Annotated in this window: 18 protein-coding genes and 1 riboswitch; of the genes, 14 read left to right on the forward strand and 4 right to left on the reverse strand. The window is 43.6% G+C overall.

The features are described from left to right. Positions 1-167 precede the first annotated feature (167 nt). The 9 genes from aceE to recJ all read left to right on the forward strand — a co-directional run bounded on the left by aceE (position 168) and on the right by recJ (position 12,628). Positions 168-2,885: a pyruvate dehydrogenase (acetyl-transferring), homodimeric type gene (gene aceE / locus F907_RS15105; RefSeq protein WP_016651333.1), complete on the forward strand. Its 2,718-nt coding sequence runs from the start codon at positions 168-170 to the stop codon at positions 2,883-2,885. A gap of 2 nt (positions 2,886-2,887) precedes the next feature. Continuing rightward, complete coding sequence (locus tag F907_RS15100) at positions 2,888-4,849, forward strand: 2-oxo acid dehydrogenase subunit E2 (RefSeq protein ID WP_016651334.1); 1,962 nt, start codon at positions 2,888-2,890, stop codon at positions 4,847-4,849. Positions 4,850-4,970: 121 nt separating this feature from the next. After that, positions 4,971-5,258: a hypothetical protein gene (locus F907_RS15095; protein WP_005238154.1), complete on the forward strand. Its 288-nt coding sequence runs from the start codon at positions 4,971-4,973 to the stop codon at positions 5,256-5,258. A gap of 34 nt (positions 5,259-5,292) precedes the next feature. After that, a riboswitch (yybP-ykoY riboswitch) is annotated at positions 5,293-5,434 on the forward strand. Positions 5,435-5,517: 83 nt separating this feature from the next. Then, positions 5,518-6,093, forward strand: coding sequence for a TMEM165/GDT1 family protein (locus F907_RS15090; RefSeq protein ID WP_005238156.1), 576 nt, complete (start codon positions 5,518-5,520; stop codon positions 6,091-6,093). A gap of 164 nt (positions 6,094-6,257) precedes the next feature. Continuing rightward, positions 6,258-7,064 carry an oxygen-binding di-iron domain-containing protein gene (locus tag F907_RS15085; protein ID WP_016651335.1) on the forward strand — a complete coding sequence of 269 codons (807 nt, stop codon included), beginning with the start codon at positions 6,258-6,260 and terminating at the stop codon, positions 7,062-7,064. Positions 7,065-7,331: 267 nt separating this feature from the next. After that, positions 7,332-8,798 (forward strand): IMP dehydrogenase, encoded by a 1,467-nt coding sequence (gene guaB, locus F907_RS15080; protein ID WP_016651336.1) that lies wholly within the window; start codon positions 7,332-7,334, stop codon positions 8,796-8,798. Positions 8,799-8,926: 128 nt separating this feature from the next. Then, complete coding sequence (gene glmM, locus F907_RS15075; protein WP_016651337.1) at positions 8,927-10,264, forward strand: phosphoglucosamine mutase; 1,338 nt, start codon at positions 8,927-8,929, stop codon at positions 10,262-10,264. 12 nt (positions 10,265-10,276) lie between these two features. Next, positions 10,277-10,927, forward strand: a complete 651-nt coding sequence (pdxH, locus tag F907_RS15070; RefSeq protein ID WP_016651338.1) for a pyridoxamine 5'-phosphate oxidase — start codon at positions 10,277-10,279, stop codon at positions 10,925-10,927. Next, a complete protein-coding gene (recJ, locus tag F907_RS15065; protein WP_016651339.1) occupies positions 10,928-12,628 on the forward strand; it encodes a single-stranded-DNA-specific exonuclease RecJ in 1,701 nt (566 codons plus the stop codon). 50 nt (positions 12,629-12,678) lie between these two features. Here recJ and F907_RS15060 read toward each other — a convergent pair whose 3' ends face one another. Next, the gene (locus F907_RS15060) at positions 12,679-13,536 is read right to left on the reverse strand and encodes a putative porin (protein WP_016651340.1); all 858 of its coding nucleotides are present in this window, start codon (positions 13,534-13,536) and stop codon (positions 12,679-12,681) included. 204 nt (positions 13,537-13,740) lie between these two features. Then, positions 13,741-14,547 carry a putative porin gene (locus F907_RS15055; protein ID WP_016651341.1) on the reverse strand — a complete coding sequence of 269 codons (807 nt, stop codon included), beginning with the start codon at positions 14,545-14,547 and terminating at the stop codon, positions 13,741-13,743. Positions 14,548-14,955: 408 nt separating this feature from the next. Here F907_RS15055 and prfB point away from each other — a divergent pair. From prfB to F907_RS15030, 5 genes are all read left to right on the forward strand, one after another. Further along, positions 14,956-16,051 (forward strand): peptide chain release factor 2 gene (prfB, locus tag F907_RS15050; RefSeq protein WP_096911324.1). Its coding sequence is split into 2 segments (ribosomal slippage): positions 14,956-15,027 and positions 15,029-16,051, totalling 1,095 coding nucleotides; the frame shifts between segments, so codons are not numbered across the junction. Positions 16,052-16,213: 162 nt separating this feature from the next. Then, positions 16,214-16,516, forward strand: a complete 303-nt coding sequence (locus F907_RS15045) for an ArsR/SmtB family transcription factor (protein WP_010590065.1) — start codon at positions 16,214-16,216, stop codon at positions 16,514-16,516. A gap of 27 nt (positions 16,517-16,543) precedes the next feature. Then, complete coding sequence (locus F907_RS15040; protein ID WP_016651342.1) at positions 16,544-17,608, forward strand: alkene reductase; 1,065 nt, start codon at positions 16,544-16,546, stop codon at positions 17,606-17,608. Positions 17,609-17,716: 108 nt separating this feature from the next. Next, entirely contained in the window at positions 17,717-19,039 is a 1,323-nt protein-coding gene (locus F907_RS15035) for a 3-deoxy-D-manno-octulosonic acid transferase (RefSeq protein WP_016651343.1), read from the forward strand. After that, a complete protein-coding gene (locus F907_RS15030; RefSeq protein WP_016651344.1) occupies positions 19,036-19,746 on the forward strand; it encodes a 16S rRNA (uracil(1498)-N(3))-methyltransferase in 711 nt (236 codons plus the stop codon). Before F907_RS15035 ends, F907_RS15030 begins: the two co-directional genes overlap by 4 nt. Here F907_RS15030 and F907_RS15025 read toward each other — a convergent pair. Beyond that, the gene (locus tag F907_RS15025; RefSeq protein ID WP_005275580.1) at positions 19,735-20,706 is read right to left on the reverse strand and encodes a mechanosensitive ion channel family protein; all 972 of its coding nucleotides are present in this window, start codon (positions 20,704-20,706) and stop codon (positions 19,735-19,737) included. The genes F907_RS15030 and F907_RS15025 overlap by 12 nt on opposite strands. Positions 20,707-20,829: 123 nt before the next feature. Further along, entirely contained in the window at positions 20,830-21,393 is a 564-nt protein-coding gene (locus F907_RS15020) for a DUF805 domain-containing protein (protein WP_016651345.1), read from the reverse strand. Positions 21,394-21,449 lie beyond the last annotated feature (56 nt).

Below are 21,449 nucleotides of genomic sequence, written 5' to 3' on the forward strand. Positions count from 1 at the left end.
AATCGCCTTTATTGGCGATTTTTTATGTGTTTTGTTTCATTTCGGTCAATGACTATTTTGTCAGAAAATAATAAGGCGTTTTGCATTCAGCTAGGGCAATACCCCTTGCAAAGCAAAACATGATAAAAATAGGGTCGACAAATAACTTAAGGGAAAAGGTGAATTGTATGGCGTTTTATGGCGACTCTGACGCGCAAGAAACCCAAGAATGGCAAGAAGCATTTGATTCTGTATTACAACACATGGGCACGGAACGCGCTGCTTTCTTACTAGAAAAACTTTACCAACGGGCAATTGCGAAACATGTGCCAATCCAGCGCTTAAATACACCTTACCTCAATACCATTTCAGTTGCAGAACAACCGGCGATGCCTGGCGATCAGGATATGGAACGCCGTATCCGTGCCTTGATTCGCTGGAACGCTTTGGCGATGGTATTACGTGCGAACAAGACTGGGGATGATCTCGGTGGTCACCTTGCAAGTTTCGCATCGTCTGCGACCTTGTACGATGTGGGCTTTAACCATTTCTTCCGCGCTGCCTCAGATAATTTCGGCGGCGACATGATTTATTACCAAGGTCACTGTGCACCGGGTATCTATGCACGTTCTTTCCTTGAAGGGCGTTTAAATGAAGAACAGTTAAGTAATTTCCGCCGTGAAGTGGGCGGTAATGGTTTACCAAGCTATCCACATCCCTATTTAATGCCAGACTATTGGCAATTCCCAACCGTATCCATGGGTCTGGGTCCAATCATGTCGATCTATCAGGCACACATTCAAAAATATTTGATGAATCGTGGCTTGATCAAAGAAGAAGATCGTAAAGTCTGGGCTTATCTGGGCGATGGTGAGATGGATGAGCCAGAAAGTACAGGTGCAATTTCATTGGCTGGCCGTGAAAAGCTGGATAACCTGATTTGGGTGGTGAACTGTAACTTACAGCGCCTCGATGGTCCTGTACGTGGTAACGGTAAAATTATTCAAGAATTAGAATCGTTATTCCGTGGTGCGGGCTGGCGTGTGATTAAAGTGGTGTGGGGTCGTCATTGGGATCCACTGCTTGCGCAAGACAGTTCTGGTGCTTTAAAAGCAGTCATGGAAGAAACTGTAGATGGTGAGTATCAGCGCTATCAAGTAAAAGGTGGTGCATATACTCGTGAGAAATTCTTTGGCAAGTACCCTGAAGCTGCGGAACTGGTCAAAGATTTAAGCGATGAAGACATTGATAATCTTAACCGTGGTGGTCATGACCCGTACAAAGTTTTTGCTGCCTATGCAGAAGCAATGAAAGCCAAAGGTCAACCCACCGTTATTCTTGCAAAAACGGTTAAAGGTTATGGTTTGTCTGAAGAAATTGAAGCGGTGAACAAAACTCACCAAATCAAAAAAATGCAGATCGACTCTTTGAAATATGTACGTGACCGTTTTAACCTGCCATTTACAGATGATAAGTTAGAAGAGCTCCCGTTCTACCGCCCAAGTGAAAACTCTCCAGAAATGAAGTATATGAAGGCGCGTCGTGAAGCATTAGGGGGTTACCTACCTGCACGCCGTCGTGAGAGTGAAACTTTAGCGATTCCTGAATTATCAGTCTTTGATGCTGTTTTAAATGGTTCTGGTGGTAAAGAACAATCGACCACGATGCTGATGGTTCGTTTAATTGCTGCTTTACTGAAAGAAAAAGCCATTAAAGACCGTGTCGTACCGATCGTTCCAGATGAAGCACGTACCTTTGGTTTAGAAGGGATGTTCCGTCAACTCGGTATTTATGCCGCTCATGGTCAAAAATATACCCCAGAAGACCAAGAGCAGTTAATGCATTACCGTGAAGCAAGTGACGGCCACATGCTGCAAGAAGGAATTAACGAAGCGGGTGCAATGAGTGCATGGGCTGCGTTGGCAACCAGTTATTCAACCAATAACTTGCCGATGATTCCAATGTACATGTACTACTCAATGTTCGGTTTCCAACGTATTGGTGATATCGCATGGGCTGCGGGTGATGCACAGGCACAAGGTTTCTTGCTCGGTGCAACGGCTGGCCGTACCACATTGAACGGTGAAGGTTTACAGCACCAAGATGGTCATTCACATATCTTGGCGAACACCATTCCAAACTGTGTATCTTATGATCCATGTTTTGGTTATGAATTGGCAGTGATCGTACACGACGGTTTACAACGAATGTATGTGAACCAAGAGCGAGTGTTCTATTACTTAACCGTAATGAATGAAAACTACGAGCATCCTGCAATGCCAGAAGGCGCTGAGGAAGGCATTAAACGTGGTATGTACTTGTTCGAAAAAGACGAAAAAGCCTCTGTGCAATTATTGGGTTCAGGTGTCATTCTTCGTGAAGTGATTAAAGCTGCGAAAATCTTGCGTGATGAATACCAAATCCATTCAAACGTTTGGAGTGTCACCAGCTTCAATGAGTTGTCACGTGATGGTATGGCATGTGAAGAATACAACCGCTTACACCCACTGACTGAAGACGTAAAAGAATCTTGGGTATCTAAACAGTTGCGTGGTACAGCAGGTATTGTCGTTTCTGCGACTGACCATATGCGTGCATATAGTGAACAGATCCGTGCATATCTCCCAGATGGTCGTCCATTTGTTGCATTAGGTACAGATGGTTACGGTCGTTCAGATACACGTGCCAACTTACGTAGTTTCTTTGGTGTTGATGCTGCGCATATTGTGGTTGCGACGTTGAAAAAACTAGCGGACGAAGGTGAAGTTGATGCACGTTTAGTGAAAGATGCAATTTCTAACTTTGAGTTAGATACTGACCGTCCAGTGGCTTGGGCGCCACAAGCGCATCCAGAAGTTCAGGCCGTTGCTGAATACAATGAAACGCAAACAGGTGAGGGGAAATAATCATGCAAATCCAAGCACCTGATATTGGCGTAGATAAAGCACTGGTTGCAGAAATCTTGGTCAAAGTCGGCGACCGTGTTGCGGTTGATGATAGCCTTTTGGTCTTAGAATCAGATAAGGCAACGGTAGAAGTACCAAGCACTGCGGCCGGTATCGTGAAAAGTATTCTGGTTCAACAGGGCGATGAAGTCACTGAAGGCGTTGCATTGATTGAATTAGAGTCTGAGTCTGCTGCTGAATCACCTGCCAACGAAGCACCGAAAGCGGAAGCGCCAAAAGCTGAAGCAAAACCTGTGGCAGCCGAAACAAAAGCGCAACCAGCTGCTGCTCCAGCAGCGACTTCAAGCCAGATTGTGGATGTAAAAGTTCCAGATATTGGTGTAGAAAAAGCGTTAGTTGCTGAAGTGTTGGTCAAAGTCGGTGATCAGATTGAACCTGAACAAAGTATTGTTGTGGTTGAATCAGATAAAGCGACGGTAGAAGTCCCAAGCTCGGTTGCGGGGATTGTGGAAGCGATCCAAATAAAAGAAGGTGACAGCATTAAGGAAGGCGTGGTCTTGATACAGGTCAAGACTGTGAGTTCGGCTGCTGCACCAGAACCACAAGCAGCACCTGCTCAAACAGAAGCGCCAGTCGCAACAACAGAAGCACCAGCTGCAACGAATATCTCAACAGGTAATGTTGAAATTGAAGTACCTGACCTGGGTGTAGAAAAAGCACTTGTTTCAGAAATTCTGGTGAATGTTGGTGATCGCGTTGAAGCCCAACAAAGCTTATGCGTGGTTGAGTCAGATAAGGCTTCGGTTGAAGTGCCAAGCTCAGTAGCAGGAATTGTGAAAGCAATTCATGTCTCTGCCAATCAAGAAGTTCGTCAAGGCATGGCTTTGGCAACAATTGAGGTGAGTGGTGGTCAGGCTGCTGCACCAGCAGCAGTGCCAAAAGCTCAACCAGCCGCGACGCCTGCTGCACCAGCAAAACCACAGGTAGTACCGACAGCAGCACCGAGTGCCCCAGCGCAAGCTGAGAAGCTGACCAAAGAGCAAGAAGCAGACAATGCCAAAGTCTATGCTGGCCCAGCGGTACGTAAACTGGCACGCGAGTTAGGTGTAGTTCTTGGACAGGTCAAAGCCTCTGGTGAGCATGGTCGCGTGATGAAGGACGATGTTTTTGCCTATGTGAAAACGCGTTTGACTGCACCACAGCCTGCATCGACCTCTCAAGCTGCGCCAGTGGCTTCGGGCTTACCGAAGTTGCCAGACTTTAATGCATTTGGTGGCGGTGAAGTGAAAGCGATGACGCGTTTACAGCAAGTGTCTGTACCGCAATTGTTGTTGAACAATTTCATTCCACAAGTGACACAGTTTGATTTAGCAGATATTACCGAACTCGAAGCATGGCGTGGCGAACTGAAAGATGGCTTTAAAAAGCAGGGTCTTAGCTTAACGATTTTGGCCTTTATCGCTAAAGCAGTCGCGCACTTGTTGAAAGAAGAACCTTATTTCGCTGGCCATTTGGCTGATGATCAGAAGTCAGTATTGTTGCGTAACGAAATTCATATGGGGATTGCGGTTGCAACGCCAGATGGTTTAACGGTTCCAGTACTGCGTAATCCTGACCAGAAATCAATTAAGCAAATTGCAGCTGAATTGGCGGAACTCAGCCAGAAAGCGCGTGATCGTAAATTGTCACCGAAAGATTTACAGGGTGCCAACTTTACCATTACCAGCTTAGGCAGTATTGGTGGTACCGCATTTACGCCATTGGTGAATTGGCCGCAAGTCGCGATTTTAGGTATTTCACCTGCAACCATGCAACCGGTTTGGAATGGCAAAGACTTTGATCCACGCCTGATGTTGCCATTATCCTTGTCTTATGACCATCGTGTGATTAATGGTGCGGATGCTGCGCGTTTTACCAATAAGCTAACCAAGTTATTAAAAGATATTCGTAGCTTATTGCTCTAATCGTATTTGAATCTAGAAAACCTCGCATACGCGGGGTTTTCTATTTTTAGGCTGAAAATATACGACTTTATTTATGTTATGTTGGATGGAAAATAGATTTTCATTGATTGCAGGAGCACGGATGTTGGTGATTTATCGGGTGATGTTGCCGCTATTGCTCATTGTTTTTGTCTTGATGGGTGCATGGGTGAGCTTTCTGCATTTCCCTTGGGAGTGGGTCATGTATGTTGTTATGGGCTTAGAAGTCTTTGTGGCGACCATCGTGATGATGATGGAATATCAGGCGCAACATATTGGAGGTGCCAGTGGCTGGGGCAGTTTTGGTTTTTTAGGTTTAAGTGCCTATTTGGCTTTCTTTTTGGGGCTCGCCCGCGTGTTGCTCTGGAGTTACCAAAAATTTTGCTCATAAAGATTCAAAACGATTTTATTGTTTGATAGAATGAACTCACTTCATTGGGGAGTAGCCGCTCTTTACGCAAAGTAAAGAGGTGATGATCAACATAATTGTTCAACTGAACATGGTCATCATAGCAAAGAACCAAGAACAGCTTTTCAGCTGTGCTTTTGTTGGCAAGACCTTTGATTTACCACTCTGCATCAATCTATTTGATTTTGGCTAGCAGGAGGGGTAGGTCATCGGTATATTTTGCTAGCCAGAGCATTCAATCATGTATGAATTTCTCATCTCGACTTCAATTGTTGCCCTCGCTGAAATGGGCGATAAAACGCAACTACTTGCTCTCTTGCTTGCAGCACGTTTCCGTAAACCGATTCCGATTTTAATTGCTATCTTACTGGCCACCACGATCAACCATGGTATTTCTGCTGTTTTAGGGCAATGGATTACTACAGTACTCAGTCCTGAAGTTTTGTTATGGATTTTGGCGCTTGGTTTCATTGGGATGGCGATCTGGATGCTGATTCCAGATGAGTTGGGTGATGAAACGGAAAACATCAATAAATGGCAGAAATTTGGGGTGTTTGGTGCCACCTTTATTCTATTTTTCCTGGCTGAAATTGGTGATAAAACCCAGATTGCGACCGTCGCTTTAGCAGCACGTTTCGACAGTGTGTTTTGGGTGATGTTGGGCACTACGTTCGGTATGATGCTTGCCAATGCCCCTGCTGTGTTTATTGGTGATAAATTAGCTGATAAATTACCGATTTCATTGATTCATAAAATTGGGGCTGCAATTTTCTTGATCGTTGGTGTTTCAGCTTTGGTACAACACTATTTCCTTTAAGCAGATTGAATCTCAAATCCATCAAGACCCATCCAGAAGAGATGGGTTTTTTCTTATCAATTTAGGATAAAAGTCAAATATCTGATTGAAACATCAACTAAATCCCATTATTTTATTATGGAATTAAAAATATTTCATATTTAAAGAATTTTTCTGGGGTAGTTATGAGTTTTGAACGGACAACATCGCAAATATTATTTGATAATGGTATACATAAATGCATTAGTTTTACCAGTTTGGTGAAAGGGGAAGGTATTCAGGCCAATCAATTTTTAATTATTGATCATGAGCGTGCCGCTGTTCTGGATCCAGGTGGTGATCTCACCTATGTGCCTTTAACCATGGAACTCAATCGTTACACCAAACTAAAAAATCTGGATTATGTGATGGCCTCTCATCAAGATCCTGACATCATTACCTCAATGCCGCGCTGGTTGGTGTATACCGATGCCAAAGTGGTGGCATCCAAGTTGTGGGCGCGCTTTTTACCCCATTTGAATTCAGCTTTTATGAGTGACCGCATGAAGGGCAATTGGGAAGAGCGCTTGATTGAATTGTCAGATACAGGACAGATTATTGCTTTAGGTGAATCCAGTATTGTGGCTGTCCCTGCGCATTTCCTACATTCGGTAGGAAACTTTCAGTTTTATGATCCGACCGCAAAAATTCTGTTTTCGGGGGATATGGGGGCTTCGATCGTCGAAGATGCCAGTGTGCCGATTACTGATTTTGAAGCACATATTAAAAAGATGAAAGGCTTCCACCAGCGCTATATGTGTTCCAATAAGGTGATTCGTTTATGGGTCAATATGGTGCGACAAATGGATGTGGAGATGATTGTACCGCAGCATGGTACGGCTTTTGTCGGGAAGGACATGATCAATCAATTTTTAGATTGGATCGAAACATTGGAATGTGGTGTGGACTTGATGAATGAATATGTTTTTAGTTTGCCTACTGCGATGAGTTAAGTGGTGATGAGTGAAATGTAACGTTTTATTGGGGCATGAGGCAGCCAAGTCGCTGCTCCACTCGATGCTTTCGATATTTGGGCACTAGGCTATTGAAAATAAAAAATAATGATGCGCAAAAGGCAGGTTGTTTTTTAGGATTTGAAGCGAAAAGTGAGGGTGTAGAACCTAGATCAGCATGCAGTTAAAATTATTTTCATCATAGAAAATGAAAATCACATCGAAATTTGTTTATAATAGCTCACGGAAATTACCAGTGAGATTGTTATGCTGACCATCGTTCAAGAAGCGTTAACCTTCGATGATGTCTTATTACTTCCTGCCTACTCAACTGTTCTCCCAAAAGATGTCTCCCTAAAGACACGTTTAACTCGCGGAATTCAACTTAATATCCCTCTCGTTTCTGCTGCAATGGATACCGTGACTGAGTCACGCATGGCAATTGCGATGGCCCAAAATGGTGGTATTGGTATTTTGCACAAAAACATGGATATCGCAGCACAAGCCGCTGAAGTCCGTCGTGTGAAAAAATTCGAAGCGGGTATGGTGAAAGATCCAATTACGGTTACCCCTGAAACCACAGTTCGTGAGCTAATTGCGATTACCCAAGCGAATAATATTAGCGGTGTACCAGTTGTAAAAGATGGCAAAGTGGTTGGAATCGTGACAGGTCGTGATACACGCTTTGAAACGAATCTTGAGCAGCCTGTAAGTAATATCATGACAGGTCAGGATCGCCTCGTGACTGTACGTGAAGGCGAGTCGAAAGAAAATATCCAAGCATTATTGCAAAAACACCGTATTGAAAAAGTATTGGTGGTTGGTGAAAACCATGAGCTGAAAGGCTTAATTACGGTCACTGACTTCCGTAAAGCTGAAAGTTACCCAAACAGCTGCAAAGATGATTTGGGCCGTTTACGTGTTGGTGCTGCAGTGGGTACTGGTGCTGAAACACCAAGCCGCGTAGAAGCTTTGGTGGAAGCAGGTGTTGATGCGATTGTGGTCGATACTGCACATGGTCACTCTGCTGGTGTGATCGAACGTGTCCGCTGGGTGAAACAAAACTTCCCGCAAGTACAAGTGATTGGTGGAAACATTGCGACAGGTGATGCAGCTTTGGCATTGCTTGATGCAGGTGCAGATGCGGTTAAAGTGGGGATTGGCCCAGGTTCGATCTGTACCACGCGTATTGTGGCAGGTATCGGTATGCCGCAGATCTCTGCGATTGATAGCGTCGCCAATGCACTGAAAGATCAAATCCCATTGATTGCAGATGGCGGTATTCGTTTTTCTGGTGATATGGCGAAAGCGATTGGTGCAGGTGCGAGCACGATTATGGTCGGTTCACTGCTTGCAGGAACTGAAGAAGCGCCAGGTGAAGTTGAGTTCTTCCAAGGTCGTTACTATAAAGCTTATCGTGGTATGGGTTCATTGGGTGCAATGGCAGGCGTATCTGGTTCTGCTGACCGTTACTTCCAAGATGCTAAAGCGGGTGCGGAAAAGTTAGTCCCAGAAGGCATCGAAGGCCGAGTGCCATACAAAGGACCAATGGGCAATATCGTCCATCAAATGATGGGTGGCTTACGTTCATCAATGGGTTATACCGGTTCATCTGTGATTGAAGATCTTCGTCAAAATGCAAAATTTGTGAAAATTACCTCAGCAGGAATGTCGGAATCACATGTTCATGACGTTACGATTACCAAAGAAGCACCAAACTACCGTGTTGGTTAACTTTTAGTAATTTTGTTGACAGATAAACCGTCAGTTCGCTGACGGTTTTTTCGTTTTGGTGTAAAGTGAACAAGATGAGGAAAGATTATGGTTAGACACCATATAAAAGATAAGAAAGTGAGTAAAAGATGAGTTATTTTGGTACTGATGGAATTCGCGGTAAATTTGGACAAATGCCAATTACGCCAGAATTCGCATTAAAACTAGGTTTTGCTGCAGGAACAGTATTAAAAAGAAATAGCCCTAAAAATAAACCGATTGTGGTGCTAGGGAAAGACACGCGTTTATCTGGCTATATTTTGGAAGCAGCTTTACAGGCAGGCCTAAATGCAGCAGGCGTCTATGTACATTTGTTAGGCCCTTTGCCAACCCCAGCGATTGCACATTTAACCCGTGCGTTACATGCACATGCAGGGATTGTCATTTCAGCATCACATAACCCTTATTTTGATAATGGGATTAAATTTTTCTCTAGTGAAGGCAAAAAACTACCAGATACTTTACAAGACGAAATTAATCAAGAGCTTGAGAAAGAGATTGTGATTGATGATACGGCTCACCTAGGGAAGAGTGTTCGTGTTAAAGATGCCAATGGCCGTTATATTGAGTTTTGTAAATCGACCTTCCCCTACCATTTCGACTTATCTAATTTAAAAATCGTGGTGGATTGTGCCAATGGTGCAGCCTATAGCGTAGGACCATCGGTATTCCGTGAGTTAGGTGCCAAAGTTATTCCATTATTTAATGAACCAGATGGTTTAAATATTAATGAAAATTGTGGTTCAACCCATCCAGAACAGTTACGAAAGGTTGTGCTTGAGCATGATGCAGACCTCGGTATTGCCTTTGATGGTGATGCGGATCGTGTGGTGATGGTGGCTAAAAATGGTCAGTTGATTGATGGTGACCATATCCTGTATATCCTTGCAACGCAGGCACAAAATAAGCCAGAAGGTGTTGTGGGGACGGTGATGAGCAATATGGCATTGGAACTGGCTTTGCAAAAAGCAGGGGTAGGCTTCGTCCGTGCCAATGTGGGTGACCGTTATGTGTTACAAGCACTGGAAGAAAATGCTTGGGTAACGGGTGCTGAGCCTTCAGGGCATATCTTAACCCTAGATAAGAGCACTACTGGTGATGCAATTATTGCGGCTTTACAAGTGCTCACTGTGATGGTTGAACAGGGTAAAGCTTTACATGAATTGGTTGATGGTTTTGTACTCTTCCCTCAGATATTGGTCAATGTCCGCCTACAGCACATGATTGATCCCTATTCAATTCCAGCCTTGGTCGCTGAGTTCGAAAAGGCTGAACAGCAATTGAAAGGGCGTGGTCGATTATTGATTCGTAAATCGGGCACAGAGCCTATGATTCGTGTCATGGTGGAAGGTGATCAGCAACAAGAAGTTGAGGCTTTAGCGCATCATCTGGCCGATGCGGTACGTGCCCACGCTCAAGCTGCTTAATGGAGTGCATTTATGAATGATGTCATTAAAGACCTGAGTGAGTTGCGTTTGAGCTACGAGCAAGGTGAGTTACATGAAGGCCAAGTGAGTGGCCAACCTCATTTGCAGTTCCTCAATTGGTTTAATCATGCACTGGCTGCTCATTTACATGAACCCTATGCGATGTCCTTGGCAACGGCAAATCGACAAGGTCGTCCGCATGTGCGTACGGTCTTGCTACGTGGCGCGACAGAAGCAGGTTATGACTTCTATACCAATTATGACAGCCAGAAAGGTTTAGATTTAGCTGAAAATCCCTATGCTGAACTGCTGTTTTACTGGCCTAGTCTAGAGCGTCAGGTGCGTATCGGTGGTAAAGTCATCAAGATTTCTGCACAAGAGTCGACGGATTATTACCATAAGCGTCCGCGTGACAGTCAGATTGCGGCGCATATCAGTACCCCACAAAGTGGTGTGATTGAAAGCCGGGAGTTATTACAGCAACGCTTTCAAGCGTTGCAAACTCAAGCCCAAGCTGAGCTGGATAAACCTGAATTCTGGGGCGGTTATCGCCTCGAAGCGGATTATTATGAGTTCTGGCAGGGCCGACCAAATCGCCTACATGACCGTTTAAGTTATGAAAAACAGAACGGTGTTTGGACTATACAACGTTTGATGCCATAAATGACCCAGATTCAAATTCAACAAAGACCCTTACTGACACGCCCTGAACAGTTTCAGGGCGTGCCTGCATTTATCGCTGAAATTTTAGCAAGACGCGGCGTTCAGTCAGAACAAGAACTAGAGCTGAAACTGAAGTATCTCCTTTCGCCTGATTTAAAAGGCTTGGAGCAGGCGGTTGCCTTGATCGATCAAGCCATTGATCAGCAAAAGCAGATCGTGATTGTCGGGGATTATGATGCCGATGGTGCAACCAGTACCGCGTTGATGGTTCTCGTGTTGCAAGACATGGGTGCCAGAGTAGAGTATCTGGTGCCTGACCGTTTTAAATATGGTTATGGACTTACGCCAGCAATTGCAGAATTGGCTCAGCACAGTTATCAACCTGATCTTTTGATTACAGTCGATAATGGAATTTCCAGTCATGCGGGTGTGGAAACGGCACAGGCATTGGGAATGCAGGTGATTATCACCGACCACCACTTAACCACCAAGCCGACACCGAGTGCCGAAGCAGTGGTTAATCCGAATCAGCTGGGTTGTGACTTTTCCAGCAAAGCACTGGCTGGGGTAGGTGTTGCTTTTTATGTGTTAGCACGACTAGCCAGCACTCGTAGTCAGCAGGGTAAAAGCAGCAGCAAAGTCACCCAGTATCTTGATCTGGTGGCTTTGGGTACCTATGCCGATGTGGCGACACTGGATTACAACAATCGTATCTTGATTGATGCTGGACTAAAACGCATTCAGCAACATCAGTGTCGTGCAGGCATTTTAGCCTTATTGGATATTGCGGGTCGTGATGCCGCTAGTTTACGTGCGCAGGATTTAGGTTTTGTACTGGGGCCTCGTATTAATGCGGCGGGTCGGATGGAAAGTATGCGCATCGGGATTGAGTGTCTACTCGCTGCCGATATGCAAACAGCCTATCCGATTGCACAACAATTGAATCAGCTCAATATGGAACGCCGTCAAGTTGAATCGGAAATGAAGCAGCAAGCGTTGAAAGCACTGCAACATGTACAACTTGAGACAGCGCATTTACCTGCTGCCTTGGTAATGTTTGATCAACAATGGCACCAAGGGGTGATTGGGATTGTGGCGGGACGATTAAAAGAGCAGTTCCACCGGCCAAGTCTGGTGTTTGCTCCTGATGAAGATGGCATCCATATTAAAGGTTCAGCACGTTCGATTGATGGAATTCATATTCGTGACACCATTGAGCAGGTTGCGGAGCAATATCCACATCTGGTTAGTCATTTTGGTGGTCATGCGGCAGCGGCAGGTTTGACGCTGAAAAAAGAGCACTTTGATGAATTCAAAGCGGTGTTTATTCAGTCTATTGCGGCCATGGATGAGGAGTTGTTTCAAGCGACCTTATGGACCGATGGTGAATTAGGCGATTCAGCTTTGCATCTTGGAACTTTGGACTGGATTGAACAGCTTGGGCCTTGGGGACAAAAATTCCCCCTTCCTCAATTTGAGGGGCGCTTTAAAGTGATTGATTATCGCTGGCTCAAAGATCAGCATCTCAAACTAAAACTTGCGGTAGGCTCACATTCGATTGATGCGATTGCATTTAATGCCATGGATCGGTTTGAATTTAACCCGATGCTGGGGTATGTAGACTTGGTTTATACCTTGGAACGTAATGTCTTTAATGGTAACACCAGTCTGCAATTACAAGTTGCGTATTTAAAACAATAAAAAATCCGCTCCTACGAGCGGATTTTTTGCCATTTTTGATGAAGCCAGTATCAGAAACGAACCGTTCCATTGAGCGCAAAAGCATCCACGCCATCTGTGGTGGTATAACCCACACCTAGAGCAAATTGTGGTGTGAAGAATTTCTGAGCATGAATATTAAACACACTGTCTGAGTCTTTTGCGGTAGAGTCAGCAAATGAGACACCAACATTGAGCGTTGGATCAAGATAAAGATCTGCACCTAAACGGTAGGTTGTTTCATCACCAATATAGCTGAGCGCTTCAAAGTTGGTATAGTAGCCACCAATTTGTGCGACATATTTAGCACGTAAAGAAACAGCAGTATCGTCATTTTCCCCAGACACGATTGCTGCGTTTGAAAGTGTGCTGGTAAAACCGTATTGAGCAACCTGTACAGGGTTTAAGCTATCTGATAAATCTGCAACGCCAACAGCAAGGAGTAATCCAGAGATTGGCAAGAAACCTGCTTCTAAGTTATAGCCATCACTCTTTTTGGAGTCTGAGCCGATTCCATTGATTGTCACTTTAACATTGGTACGATGTAGGGCGCCAGAAAGATAGAACTGTGTATTTGGAACGTAGAACTCACCTTGTAGTCCTAGCATATTAAATTGTAAATCACCGAAATCTTGGTCATCCTTGAGCTTGCTATAAGCATAGCCACCGCCAATATTCGAAGCTTTATCTAAGAACGCTGCTTCTGCCCAAGGCACATTTCGGGTTTGTACCGGATTAAAATAATATTTAGCGCTGATCACGGCACTATTGCCTTTGCCATCATCCATATTGATATGTTCATATGCACCACTGGCTTCAGTTTGATAAGCATGGGCATTGATTGCAAAGCAAGCACTCATAAGTACTGCAAGAAGATTTAAATTTTTCATTTGTTATTTTCCCCGTTTAAAAATAATACATATTTTGTTACAGGCGCTAGTGTAGTCAAAAATATATAACCGTCAATTCTTTAACGCATAAAATATTAAAAGACAGCACAGGGAATAAGGGGGGAATGGATGAAAGGCTGGTTGAAAAAAAACGCCCTGAATGACTCAGGGCGTTTTTTATGTTTGCAATTTCGATTTCAAAAATTAGAAACGATATGCAGCACGAAGACCGAAAGAAGTGTAATCGTTGTCAATATATGACTTGTCGTTACCGAAACCTACACGGCCTTCTAAGCTCACTTGTTGATTGAAGAATTTCTTCGCAGAAATACCCCATTCATTCGAATTGATGATTGTGTCATCATATTTAAGTTTTTGGTAATCAACACCAACACTTAAAGTTTTGTCGATGAAGTAATCACCTTTTAATTTCACTTCTTTGTTGTCACCAAAAGCACTATAAGCTTCTAGGTTGACGTCATTCTGACCCACTTTGGTTACATACTTGGCGCGAAGTGTTGGGCTAGTTTCACGGTCACCGTCTTTAACGTCAACAGTTTTTGCACCCGCAGCAATTAATAAACCCGGTGCTGGTAAGTAACCCACTTCACCCGCATAGTGGTTAACTTTTACTTTGCCATCAAGGTAGTTGCTATTTGGTTTGATTTCTTCACGACCAATATTACCGCTTAAGTAGAAATCAGAGTTTGGAACGAAGTATTCAATCCCTGCGCCATACTGGTTGTTTTTAATGGCATCATCTTTTTCATAAGCGTACTGTGCACTTACATTGCTAGCACGGTCAAGGAACGCTGCTTCTGCAAGTGGTGCATTACGTGTTTGTACTGGATTGAAATAATACTTACCATCTACGCTGAAACGATCACTGTCACCAAAACGATCTTGGTCTTTATAGGTATAAGAACCACCGACCTCAGCTTGATAAGCATGAGCAGTGCCAGTTACTGCGATTGCAGATAAAAGTGCTGATGCAATTGCTAATTTTTTCATGGTTGTTTCCTCATTAAGATTTAAACCAAGTGTTAAACACAGATACATGTTTTGTTACAACTTGAGTCTAGAGTAATTTTCATGATCGTCAATCTTGATAAGGTAATCAAACTGTACAAATGTAATTGACTTGTAATTTTGACATTTTATATTATTGATATTTATTAATAAAAATGGATTGTTTTGATTTATTAAAACTTAGGAGATATTGTGTATTTTAGTGAATTTAGTCTACTTTTTATACATTGAGCCAGCCTAAATCGGGGTTAGAAAACATTTCAAACAAAAATAAATTTATTTATAAAGCTGATTTTAAGAAAGCAAATTATTCAAAAACACATGGCTGTGTCGGCTAAAACAGTTATGTTAAAATAGCGGATTAAGTGAAAAAATTGTGAGAAAACACGCGTGGAAATTAATCCGTATTTAATTCAATTGAAAGATTTAGCTGATCGTAGCCAAACACTACGGGGGTATCTTTGACTACGATCTAAAGGTTGAGCGTTTAGAAGAAGTTTTAAGAGAATTAGAAGACCCTGCGATTTGGAATGATCAAAACCGTGCTCAAACCATCGCCAAAGAAAAGGGCAGTTTAGAAAATACCATTGCTGTGTTTGATCGTCTTGCTGAACAGTTAGATGATGCTAAGGCTATGCTTGACCTTGCGGTTGAAGCAGATGATGAAAGTTTATTGTTGGATGTTCAGGCTGAGTTAGACAGTGCTGAAGAAGCTCTGGGCAATCTTGAATTCCGCCGTATGTTTAGCAATCCAATGGACCCAAATCCATGCTTCCTTGAGATCCAATCTGGTTCGGGTGGTACTGAGGCTCAAGACTGGGCGTCGATGTTATTACGTATGTATTTGCGCTGGATCGAACGTCATGGCTTTAAAGCTGAGCTGATGGAAGTCTCTGACGGTGATGTGGCAGGAATTAAATCAGCCACCATCCGTGTTGATGGTGAGTTTGCCTATGGTTGGTTGCGCACCGAAAGTGGCGTACATCGTTTAGTACGGAAGTCACCATTTGACAGCAACAACAACCGTCATACCTCATTCTCAGCAGTGTTTATTTCACCTGAGATTGATGACAATATCGAGATTGATATCAATCCATCCGATGTTCGTACCGATACTTACCGTGCTTCAGGTGCGGGTGGTCAGCACATTAACAAAACCGATTCTGCCGTTCGTTTAACGCACGCACCGACAGGGATCGTAGTGGCTTGTCAGAACCAGCGTTCACAGCATGCTAACCGTGACCACGCGTGGAAGCAATTACGTGCCAAACTCTACGAGCTCGAAATGAGCAAGCGTAATGAAGCTGCTCAAGCCTTGGAAGATTCGAAGTCAGATATCGGCTGGGGCAGTCAGATTCGTTCGTATGTGTTAGATGACTCACGTATTAAAGACTTGCGTACCGGAGTTGAAAATTCCAATACCAAAGCTGTGTTGGATGGTGACTTGGATAAGTTCATTGAAGCAAGTTTGAAGCAAGGTTTATAAGTTTTAATCCAATTAAAACGGCAATCTCGTTCAGCATCGGCTGGTTAATCGAAAAAATATGATATTAATATCGAAAAAAATGGATATTAATATTTAAAAAGTTCGATATACTGGATTCAGGTGCTGAACAAAGCGTTGCCGCTTGAGAAACGTGGTGAGTCTATGGATATTGATGTTATAAGCAAAGCCTTAGCCAATCCATTACGTCGACAGATCTTGCAATGGTTGAAAGAGCCTGAGCAATTTCTACCCGTTGAGCAATGTGGTGGTAGTTTTGAACGGGGTGTATGTGCAGGGCACATCGAACGTTTAGGAAAAGTTGCGCAATCGACCATGTCGAATCATTTGTCTGTACTACAACAGGCAGGATTGATCAAGGTCGAGAAATATGGACAGTGGTCCTATTTCACGCGTAATGAAGCTTTGATTCAGCAATATATCGAACATTTAAAACAAGCACTTTAAATCGAAGAAGTGTAAGTTGAGGCGATCATGGCTGAACTAAATTCTACTTTGCAAGTAGGTGATTTCACGATTAAAAACCGTCTGGTTTTAGCTCCATTAACCAGAGCGCGTAGCGGTGCACAGCGTATTCCAAATGATTTAATGGTGGAATATTACCAACAACGTGCCAATGCTGGCCTGATCATTACCGAAGCAACCGTGATTAGCCCAAAGGCAGCGGGCTATGCCAATACGCCGGGTTTATGGTCGCAAGAACAAGCACAGGCATGGCATAAAATTGTTGAAGCTGTGCACGCACAAGACGCAAAAATCGTGGTTCAGCTCTGGCATGTCGGTCGTATTTCACATCCAGACTTATTGGACGGTGATACACCTGTAGCGCCAAGTGCCATTCAACCTGCGGGTGAAGTGAGCTTGCTTCGCCCAAAACGTGCTTTTGTGACACCGCGTGCGTTGTCTCATGAAGAAATTCAAGAAATCGTAGCGCAATATAGAAATGCAGCTGAACAGGCCAAAGCCGCTGGGTTTGATGGTGTTGAATTGCATGCAGCCAATGGCTATCTGATTGATCAATTTCTACAAAGCAGCACCAACCAGCGTGATGATGAATATGGTGGTTCAATTGAAAACCGTGCGCGTTTATTGCTTCAAGTGGTGGATACCTTTATCGAGGTATGGGGTGCTGGTCGAGTCGGTGTACATCTTGCACCGCGTGGTGATTCACACGATATGGGTGATGAGAATCCGTTGGCAACGTTTGGCTATGTGGTCGAGCAATTAGATCAGCGTAAAGTGGGTTTTATTTTTACCCGTGAATATGAAGCTGCAGATAGCTTATTACCTAAATTACGTCCTAAATTTAAAGGGGTGTGGATTGCCAATGAAGGTTTAACGGCGGATTCTGCGAAACGTATTTTGGCGACAGGCCAAGCCGATGCAGTTTCATTCGGTAAACAATACATTGCGAATCCAGATTTATTTGAACGTTTACAACATGATTTAGCTCTAAATCCACTTCAACCACAAACTTTATATGGTGCGGGTGCTGAGGGTTATACCGATTATCCTGCTTATGAGCAGTTAGAAGCTTAATTTGCTTTAAAACTGTAAAATGGCTCATGCGATTTACCAAAATCGCATGAGTTTTTGTTTTAAATTCCGCATAATGAGCAGCAATCACATAGTCAATTATGGTCTCGGATGGCGCAGAACACAGCAGCACAGCAAACACCGTTTTGGTATAACGTTTTATTGGCTTGTCTCAAGCCCTTATACCGTTGGAAAATCAAACAACGGGCAGAAACTGATGCGCTGTTTCAACAAGAATGTATCGAGCGTTTTGGGCCGTTTCAGCCTGCTAAAAATTTAGGGGCAATTTGGTTTCATGCGGTATCAGTCGGTGAAACCAACGCGGCACAGCCTCTTATTGAACATTATTTAAAATTAGGCCATCCGGTTTTGGTGACCAATACCACCAAGACTGGGCAAGCTCGGGCAAAATCCCTGTTTTTAAAAGCGCCTTATCTGGATTTATTTCAGGCGGTGTATTTGCCTGTCGATCAAAAAGTATTACTAAAACAATTTTTTAATCTGTATCAACCCAAACTATTGGCATTGGTTGAAACAGAGATCTGGCCAAATTTAATTGCCACAGCACAACAGCAACAGATTCCCTGTATTTTACTCAATGCACGCCTGTCAGAGAAATCGGCCAAAGGTTATGGCAAGGTTCGCCGTTTAACCCAACCGATGCTGCAACAACTTACTTGGTTGCTGGCACAAGATCTGGCAACGCAACAGCGTTATGTCGATTTAGGCCTCAATCCAGCCAAAAGTCAGGTAGTTGGCAATATTAAATTTGATATCACTGCACCAGAACATTTTGTCGCGCAAGCCCAGCAACTCAAGCAGGATTGGCAACTGGCCGATCGTCAAATCATCACCTTGGCGAGCACCCATGCCCCTGAAGAAGAAAGTTTACTCAAACAATTACAGCCGCATTTAAATTCAAATCCGAATTTACTCTGTATTGTGGTGCCACGACATCCAGAACGCTTTGATGAAGTATTATTTAAGGCGTGCCAAAGTTTAAATTTAAAAACCCAACGCCGGAGTTTGCAACAATCCATCCAAGCGGATACTCAAGTTTTTCTTGCCGATAGTATGGGAGAAATGTGGCTCTGGTATGCCCTCAGCCAAGCCTGTTTTGTTGGTGGTTCATTGAATGAGCCGGGCGGTGGGCATAATATTTTAGAACCGATGGTGTTGAATGTACCTACAGTGATTGGTCCTCGTTATTTTAATTTTCAAACTATTGTGGATGAGTTTGTGGCGCAACAGGGTATTTTGATTGGAGCGGATGCGGAGCAGGTGGCACAGCAATTATTGGCTTGCCTAGAAGATACTGTTCAGGCCCAGCAATTGGTTCAACAGGCAGAGCAGGTTTTGCAGGCGAATAAAGGTTCTTTACAACAGCATATTCAGTGTCTTGATCATTACTTACAACGCACAGCTGCATCATGAATATTGTGTTACTTGAAGCCGAACAATGCAGCTCGATGGACGCATGGCAGATTAACTACTCCAGACAATTACAGCATTTACGTCAGCACTTACAGCTCAATGTTGGTGATACCCTGAAAGTTGGCATTCGAGCGGGGCAGCGCTACCTTACCGAGGTTGTCTGTATCACGGAACAAGCTATTACGGTTCGTCCAATTCAAACAGAAGCAGTTCCTGCAAAGCTACCCGTACATTTGATTCTTGCTTTACCCCGCCCCAAAGTATTGCGCCGTATCATCATGGATGCAGTGACTTTAGGGGTAGAACGAATCAGCCTGATTCATAGTTATCGAGTGGATAAGAGTTATTGGCAAACGCCGTTTTTACAGCAGTTGAATGATTATGTGACTCTGGGGCTAGAACAGGCTGGTGATACCATTGCACCAGACATTCAGATGTATAAACGCTTTAAACCTTTTGTTGAAGATGTTTTACCAACGTTGATTCGCGAAGACCAGCCTGCCTATGTGGCGCATCCCTATGCCGAGCAGAAAATGCCATATGCGATTCCACATGCGTGTAGTTTGATTATTGGCCCAGAAGGCGGATTTATTCCTTATGAAGTTGATTTGTTGCAAAAAAATGGTTGCCAAGCCATGTGCTTAGGCAACCGGATTTTGCGAACAGAAACTGCGGTATCGAATATTATTGGACGTTTATTTGTCTGAGTTGTCACTCGATTCAATTTGATCGCCACGATAGACTTTCACTTCCTGTACCGGATAAGGAATCGAAATTCCTTTTTCATCAAAAGCTGTAACGACAAATTCCTGAATTTCACTGATTGATGCCGAAGTCGTTGTTTCAGTGGTATTCACCCACCAGCGCACAGTCAAATTAATCGAAAAATCTGCCAGTGCAGTGACATTGACCGAGAAGCCTGGTTGACTGAGTACATTCAGGTTGCGATCCAGAATATCCAGAATAATTTTCTTGGCTTTTTGCATATCATCTTCATAGCCAATACCGACTACAAATTCACAGCGGCGACGCTGATAGGCATTATTCACAGTGACCGCGCTGGTATAGACGGTGGCATTTGGAATCACGATACGTCGGCCATCAGGTGAACGTAAGAAAGTGGCACGAATTTGAATATCTTCAACATTGCCTTCTAAACCATTCACCACAATATCATCGCCGATACGGAAGGGTTCACTGATCAGAATCAAAATCCCGGATAGTAAGTTCTGGAAAATATCCTTAAAAGCGAAACCAATTGCGACAGAACCAATTCCCAAAGCACCAATCAACTGACTAGGGGTGAAACCCGGAATGGCAATCACCAATGCGATCAGGAAACCAAAGAAGATGATAAACGTACTACCGACGCGATTAAGGACCAACACCAAATTCTGACGGGTATAGCTACGATTTTCTAAGGTCTTGCGAATAAAAAATTTGAATAATTTAGTGAGTAACCAAAAAATAATGAAAACCGTAATCGCGATACCGATATAGGGTACGCGTTCCCAGAAACTATCGATGATTTTATCAATCGTGGTATAGGCATCATGATACTTTTCAGTATGTGCGAGCACCGTTTCAGTCGTCTTGGCACTAGCTTGCTGGATCAGTTCACCAGTATCTTTTGCCACTTCAGTTAAGGTTGTTTGTTGGTTTGCCACAGCAAGATCTCTATTTCGCAAAGGAAGGAGTAAATGAGGGGAGCCATCATAAAGAATTTATGGCTGATACGCATGCAAAATTAAGTTTTGACTTCCACTCATCATCAGACAGAATAGCGCGGGTTAGAAATATCCGGTCGTATTTTGAAGGATTTGTGTTGGAGCATCCCACAGATCTGGGCTGGCAAAATAATAAGCAAAGGTGAAGATACCGAACATCATCAGCAAGCTGACCAGAATCATGATCCATGCCAGTAATTTTTCCCAAGCACGGGATGGACGTACATCGCCATAGTCGTTGCGATGAGGTGTTCCTGGTGCAAGTAAGACATATAAAGTAAACAAGAACTGGAGGACTGGAACCAATAACAGCAAGCTCAACCAACCTGTTTTATTTAGATCATGCAAACGGCGAATTAAGAATACAATTTGAAAATAAAGTGTGATGAGCCAAAGGGCAATAAAGGCAAAGAAGGTGATGCCGGAGAAGGCCGAAAATACAGCCTCATCGATGTTGCTGGTCGTAAAGATGCCCGCGAAGGCAAAGATACCGAGAAAAGCAGCCATACAAATTAGGCTGAGTAAACCATACCAACCAATATAACTGAGGCGGTTGAAACGCCCGTTTGGTGAAAGTGGCTGATCTGTAGAGATTAGGGTTGGGGCTGGTGATTCGGGATTAAACATGAGCGATTCCTGTTTTTCTGATTATTAAATCTTTTAAGATCTAGGCAATGATCAAA

Origin of the sequence: Acinetobacter colistiniresistens (genome assembly GCF_000413935.1) — a bacterium.
GTDB classification, from domain to species: Bacteria; Pseudomonadota; Gammaproteobacteria; order Pseudomonadales; family Moraxellaceae; genus Acinetobacter; species Acinetobacter colistiniresistens.